The 6016-nt window shown below is 69.1% G+C and carries 6 protein-coding genes and 1 tRNA gene; 2 read left to right on the top strand and 5 right to left on the bottom strand.

Features of this window, described 5'->3' with window-relative positions; translation table 11 throughout:
- The 3 genes from Q0982_RS01485 to aroA form a co-directional block, all read right to left on the bottom strand.
- A partial coding sequence (locus Q0982_RS01485) for a S1 RNA-binding domain-containing protein (RefSeq protein WP_299391125.1) occupies nucleotides 1-713 on the bottom strand: 713 nt, incomplete at its 3' end.
- Nucleotides 714-929: 216 nt separating this feature from the next.
- Complete coding sequence (cmk, locus tag Q0982_RS01480) at nucleotides 930-1595, bottom strand: (d)CMP kinase (RefSeq protein ID WP_299391123.1); 666 nt, start codon at nucleotides 1593-1595, stop codon at nucleotides 930-932.
- Between the two features lie 62 nt (nucleotides 1596-1657).
- Nucleotides 1658-2989, bottom strand: a complete 1332-nt coding sequence (gene aroA / locus Q0982_RS01475; protein WP_299391122.1) for a 3-phosphoshikimate 1-carboxyvinyltransferase — start codon at nucleotides 2987-2989, stop codon at nucleotides 1658-1660.
- A gap of 289 nt (nucleotides 2990-3278) precedes the next feature.
- On the opposite strand from aroA, the gene Q0982_RS01470 reads away from it, so the two are divergent.
- Together Q0982_RS01470 and Q0982_RS01465 are read left to right on the top strand one after the other, a co-directional pair.
- Nucleotides 3279-3662 (top strand): TIGR02300 family protein, encoded by a 384-nt coding sequence (locus Q0982_RS01470; protein ID WP_299391120.1) that lies wholly within the window; start codon nucleotides 3279-3281, stop codon nucleotides 3660-3662.
- Nucleotides 3663-3867: 205 nt separating this feature from the next.
- A tRNA-Ala gene (locus tag Q0982_RS01465) sits at nucleotides 3868-3943 on the top strand.
- Nucleotides 3944-3995: 52 nt separating this feature from the next.
- Here the strand turns inward: Q0982_RS01465 and Q0982_RS01460 are convergent.
- Together Q0982_RS01460 and Q0982_RS01455 are read right to left on the bottom strand one after the other, a co-directional pair.
- Complete coding sequence (locus Q0982_RS01460) at nucleotides 3996-4490, bottom strand: tripartite tricarboxylate transporter TctB family protein (protein WP_299391119.1); 495 nt, start codon at nucleotides 4488-4490, stop codon at nucleotides 3996-3998.
- Nucleotides 4491-4495: 5 nt separating this feature from the next.
- On the bottom strand, nucleotides 4496-6004 hold the full coding sequence (locus Q0982_RS01455) for a tripartite tricarboxylate transporter permease (RefSeq protein WP_299391117.1): 1509 nt from the start codon (nucleotides 6002-6004) through the stop codon (nucleotides 4496-4498).
- Nucleotides 6005-6016 lie beyond the last annotated feature (12 nt).

Genomic DNA, 6016 nt, shown 5'->3' with positions numbered 1-6016 from the left:
CGCTTCCAGGAGATGTCGGTGACGTGCAGCAGGCCGTCGACGCCGCCGAGATCGACGAAGGCGCCGTAGTCGGTGATGTTCTTCACCACACCCTGGAGGACCTGGCCCTCCTTCAGGTTGGCGACCAGTTCGGAGCGCTGCTCGGCGCGGGTCTCTTCCAGCACGGCGCGGCGGGAGACCACGATGTTGCCGCGCGAGCGGTCCATCTTGAGGATCTGGAAGGGCTGCGGCGTGCCCATCAGCGGGCTGACGTCGCGCACCGGGCGGATGTCCACCTGGCTGCCGGGCAGGAAGGCCACGGCGCCGGAAAGGTCGACGGTAAATCCGCCCTTCACGCGGCCGAAGATGGTTCCGGTGACGCGCTCGTTGCTGTCGAAGGCTTTGGCAAGCTGGGTCCAGGCTTCCTCGCGCTTGGCCTTCTCACGGCTCAGCATGGCCTCGCCGTTCTTGTTCTCCATGCGCTCGAGGTAGACTTCCACCTCGTCGCCGACTTTCATCTCCGGCACCTGGCCGGCTTCGGCGAATTCTTTCAGCGCGACGCGGCCCTCCGACTTCAGGCCGACGTCCACAATGGCGGAGTCGCCTTCGATCGATACGATCGTACCGCGCAGGACCTTGCCTTCAAGGGAGTCGTCAGTGCCAAGGGATTCATCAAGGAGGGCGGCAAAACTCTCACCCGCCGCCGGGGCATTCTCGCTGGCTGCTTCAGCCATTCGGTTCGTCCTTTCTCGTCTCTGCACTATCCAGGCCGGGCGGTTGCACCCGCCGGTCTTCCCGGGACCATCCCGGGCACCACACTAGTTTTGCAAAACTCCGTGGGACGCGGCTGGGTTTTCCGCGTGATCCTTTACGTCCTGTCGGATCCATCTCCAAAAACAGCGATCCGCATGGCCTGCCCTGACGGTCCGCCTCTGTGCTGGATCCGGTCCCTAGGTGGCGGGGCCGGGCAGCTTCAGACGCTTTTCGATCTCGGCCATCGCAGCTGCGAAGGCCTGGTCGGCATCCATCTCGCTGGTATCGAGCCGCAAGGCATCTGCCGCGGCCTTTAACGGGGCGGTCGCCCGCCCGCTGTCGCGCGCGTCCCGTTCGCGCAAGTCCTGCAAAACGCGGGCGTATATACTCTTCTCCCCGCGTTCAAGCAACTCTTTATGGCGCCGCTGGGCCCGGGCCTCCATGGAGGCGGTTAGGAAGAATTTCATATCGGCATCGGGACAGACGACGGTGCCGATGTCGCGGCCGTCCAGGACCGCGCCATCCCGCGGCCCTTCGGGGCCCGCCGGCGGCTCTGCCGCAAAGCGGTGCTGGAAGGCCAGCAAGGCTTCGCGCACCGCCTGATTGGCGGCAACCCTGGAGGCCGCCTGCCCGACCGCCTCGCGGCGCAGATCGCCGCGCTCCAGGTCCGCTGGGGTCAGCGCGACCGCCGCGGCGATCGCGGCGTCGTGGTTCTCCGGGTCGTCGCCGGCCGCCAGCATCTTGGCGGCCACCGCCCGATAGATGGAGCCGGTGTCCAGATAGGCGAAGTTGAGGGCCGCGGCCAGCCGCCGCGCCAGGGTGCCCTTGCCGGCCGCCACCGGTCCGTCGACAGCGATGATCATCGCGCGGCACTCATAGGACGGGCGTCGCGGCCGGTACTGTTGTGCCGCGCTGCGGAAGGATTTCAAACATCGCCCAGTTGCGCGCCCAGGCCTTGCATCAGGGTGGTGAAGTCCGGAAAGGAGGTGGCGATCGGCATGGCGTCGTCGATCTGCACGGGCCGCTCGCTGGCCAGGCCCAGGATCAGGAAGCTCATGGCGATGCGGTGGTCCAGTTCGGTCTGGATCGGCTGGTTGTTGCCGCCCGGCGGCCGGCCGCTGACCCCGTCGACCACCAGGCTGTCGGGCCCTTCCTCCACCGTCAGGCCGCAGAGCGCGAGGCCGCGGGCAACGGCGGCCAGGCGGTCGCTCTCCTTGACCCTCAACTCGCCCAGCCCCTGCATCACGGTGCGCCCCTCGGCGGCGGCGGCCGCCACGGCCAGCACCGGGTATTCGTCGATCATGGAGGGCGCGCGCCCGGCGGGCACCGTCACGCCATGCAGGGCAGAGCCACGCACCAGCAGGTCGGCGACCGGCTCGCCGCCCACTTCCCGCGCGTTCTCGATGGTGATGTCGCCGCCCATTTCCTGCAGGGTGGTCACCAGGCCGCTGCGCTGCGGGTTCATGCCGACCCCGGGCAGGCGTACTTCCGATCCCGGCAGCAGCAGGGCCGCCACCAGCGGGAAGGCCGCCGAGGAGGGGTCGACCGGGACTGTGACGGGTTTTCCGCTCAGCTCCGGCTGGCCGCTTAGCACGATCTCGTGGGCGCTGCCGTTCTCCAGCGCGATCTCGTTCCGGCGCAGGTTTGCGCCGAAATAAGCCAGCATGCGTTCGCTGTGGTCGCGCGTCGCCTCGCGCTCCACCACCCGCGTTTCGCCGGGGGCGTTGAGGCCGGCCAGCAGCACCGCCGACTTCACCTGGGCCGAGGGCACCGGCAGCTCGTAGTCGAGCGGCAAGGGGTCGCGGCTGCCGACTACGGTTGCCGGCAGGCGCCCACCCTCGCGCGCGATGAAGCTTGCGCCGCAGGCCGAGAGCGGATCGGTCACCCGCGCCATCGGCCGGCTGCGCAGGGAGGCATCGCCGGTGACCACGGCGGTCAGCGGATGGCTCGCCAGGATGCCCAGCAGCAGCCGCGCGCCGGTGCCCGAGTTGCCCATATCAATGACGTTTTCCGGTTCGCTCAGACCGCCGATACCGCGCCCCCAGATGTGCCAGCGCCCGGCCTCGTCGCGCTCGATCTCGGCGCCGAGGGCGCGCATCGCCTCTGCCGTGCAGAGCACGTCTTCGCCCTCCAGCAGGCCGTCGACCGTGGTCTCGCCATAGGCGAGGGCGCCCAGCATGAGCGCGCGGTGCGAGATCGACTTGTCACCCGGCAGCCGGACCGTGCCGGTCAGCGCGTCGCTCGGTTTCGCCGTCATGGGCCGAGCGGTCGTGGCTTGGGCCGCGTTTTCGCCCGTCGCGCTTTTCGTATGCAGGCTTTGGGGTTGCACTGACTGTCTTCCTCTGTCGGGCGCCCGGATCCGTCGGTCACGGGGCGCCCATCGTCTGTCTTTCACGCGGTTGTCCGCGGCGCCTCTCCGCAGGCGTGCGGAGCGCCCGCGACCGGCCGCCGGGGCGCCACCGAATTACCTTTTGACAGCGATGCACGATCATGGCAATTGCCAAACCCGGGACCAGACATTCAGAAGATCCTTGGAGGACGCGCTGGTGGCTAATCCGAAGTGGGGGACCAAGCGCATCTGTCAGAGTTGTGGGGCGAAGTTCTACGACCTGCGGAAATCACCGATCATCTGCCCCTCCTGTGGGGTGGAGTTCGATCCTGAAGCCCTGTTGAAGTCGCGCCGCCCGCGCTCGGCGCCGAAGCCCGAGCCTGCGCCGAAGGCGAAGGCGAAGGCGAAGAAGGCTGCCCCTGAGGGGGACGAGGAGGCAGCGGAGGACGACGACATCGACCTCGAGGACGCCGAGGCCGATGCGATGATCGAAGAAGCGGGCGACGACGAGGACGAGGATTTCATCGAGGACACCTCGGACCTGGGCGACGATGACGACGTGGCCGAAGTCGTGGTCAAGGAAGACAAAGACGACACCTAAGGCAAGGCCCCGTGGCAGATCGGTTTTGGCAGGCCCCTTTTGGCAGGCCCCTTTTGGCGGACCGTCGCGGAGCCGCCAGGGCGGGGGGTTTGCCGCGAGATTTTCCTTGCCTTGCGGCGGCGGGATACCTAATTTCCCGCGCACAGCCGGTCCGGGGGCCGGGAACCCAGCGTTCCTGCCGCCCATGACGGTCCGGCTTCCCTAAGGGGCCGTAGCTCAGTTGGGAGAGCGCTACAATGGCATTGTAGAGGTCAGGGGTTCGACTCCCCTCGGCTCCACCAGTTTCCAAAACCCCCGGCCGGCCCGGGGGTTTTGCTTTGCCGGCCTTGCCGCTCAGGGCACGGCGATCTTCAGCACCCAGACGAAGAGGCTGTAGAAGCCGCCGACCAGGACGGCGCCGGCCAGCACGTGCAGCAGCGCGGCGGTCAGGCTCATGCGCTCGCGGTAGGTCACCAGGCCGACGGCGGCGAGGCCGAGCCCGGCGGTCACCAGGAAGCCGAGGGGTTTCAGCAGCAGCGCCCAGGCCATCAGCGCGATGGCGATGCCGGCGAGGCGCGGCCGGTCGACCCGCGGCGCCTCCAGAACCTCCGTCGAGACCTCCGGGCCTTCGGGCTTCGGTGCCGGTTCCGTGGCTGCCGCCCGGCGCTGGCGCAGCAGGCTGCGCAGGGCGAGGCCGAGGGCGGCCAGGATCAGCAGGATCGCCGCCGTGCGCGGAAAGACGGCGCCGAGTTCCGACATCTCCCCGGTGCGCGACAGCGCGAAGACGCCGAGGCCCAGGGCCAGGGCGGCGGCCAGCAGGTCGGCAAGGCGCGAGTCGGCTCTATCCATTTGCCCTATCCATTGGAACCCGCCCCTTCCAGACGGCGGCGGCGCGCCTTGGCCACCAGCGGCCAGACCAGGGTCAGCAGGATCAGGGCGATGATCGCCAGGGAGATCGGCCGCCCGAAGAACATCGCCGGGATGTTGCCCTGGGCGCCGCCGATCAGCCAGGCCTGCACGAAGCCGGCCTCGGCGATGGGCCCGAGGATGAGGCCGAGGACGATGGGCGAGGCGGCGAGGCCGATGCGGGCCAGCAGCCAGCCGGCCAGGCCCAGGCTCACCATCATGAGGACGTGCACCACGTTGGACTCGATGGCGTAGGACCCGATCACGGTGAGCAGCGCGATGGCCGGCGCCAGCGCGGTCTTGGGCACCGAAATGATGAGCCGGAAGGCATAGCGCCCGACCACCAGGCCGGTGGGCAGCATCAGAAGCGTGGCGATGATCAGGCCGAGCACGAAGGTGTAGACGATGTCGCCCTGCTGGGTGAAGAGCTGCGGGCCGGTGCGGATGCCCTGGACCAGCAGTGCGCCGAGGATGATGGCATCGGGCGGGGTGCCCGGGATGCCCAGCACCAGGGTCGGGATGAAGCCGCCGCCGACGGTGGCGGAGTTGGCGGCCTCGGAGGCGATGACGCCGTCCTTGGCGCCCTTGCCGAAACGCTCGGACTCCGGCGAGCTGCGCTTGGCCTCGGCGTAGGACACCAGTCCGGCCACCGAGCCGCCGGCCGCCGGCAGGATGCCCACGGCGGTGCCGATCACCGCCGAGCGCACGAGGTTGAACTTGGAGCGCCAGACGGTCCCCAGGGCCTCGATCAGGCGGAAGCCGGCCATGCGCTCGCTGCGCCGCTCCAGGTGGGCCTCCGGGCGGATCACCAGATCGATCAGCACGGGAATGCAGTAAAGACCGATCATCGCCGGAATGATCGGGATGCCGCCCAGCAGTTGGGTCTGGCCGAAGGTGTAGCGCACGTCGCCGCCCACCACCGCCGAGCCGACGGTGGACAGCAGCAGCCCGATGCAGCCGCCGATCAGGCCCTTCAGCGTGTTGCCGGCCGACAGCGTGGCGATCAGCGAGAGGCCGAAGATGGCCAGCCAGAAATACTCCACCGGCCCGAAGGCCAGCGCGATCTGCGACAGCGGCGGGGCGAGAAACAGCAGCGCCAGGGCGCCCACCAGGCCGCCGACGACGGAGGCGAGGCAGGAGAGCGTCACCGCCAGGTCGCCGTGGCCGCTCTTGGCCAGGGGAAAGCCGTCCATGGCGGTGGCGATGGCCGCCGGCGTGCCCGGCGTGTTCACCAGGATCGCCGCATAGGCGCCGCCGTAGATCGCCCCGGTGTAGACCGCCCCCAAGGCGATCAGCCCGGAGGCCGGGTCCATGGTGAAGGTGAAAGGGACCAGCACGGCGACCGCCATGGTCGCTGAGAGGCCGGGCAACGCGCCGATGATCGTTCCCGCCATCACCCCGCAGAGGGCAAGGGCCAGGTTCAGCGGCGAGACGGCCGCGACCAGGGACTCGAGCATCGGCGCGCGCCG

Origin of the sequence: Pelagibius sp., assembly GCF_028281305.1 — a bacterium.
In the GTDB taxonomy this organism is placed as follows: Bacteria; Pseudomonadota; Alphaproteobacteria; order Kiloniellales; family Kiloniellaceae; genus Pelagibius.
Note: the sequence above shows the minus strand (reverse complement) of the source record. Positions and strands in the feature narration are given on the sequence as shown.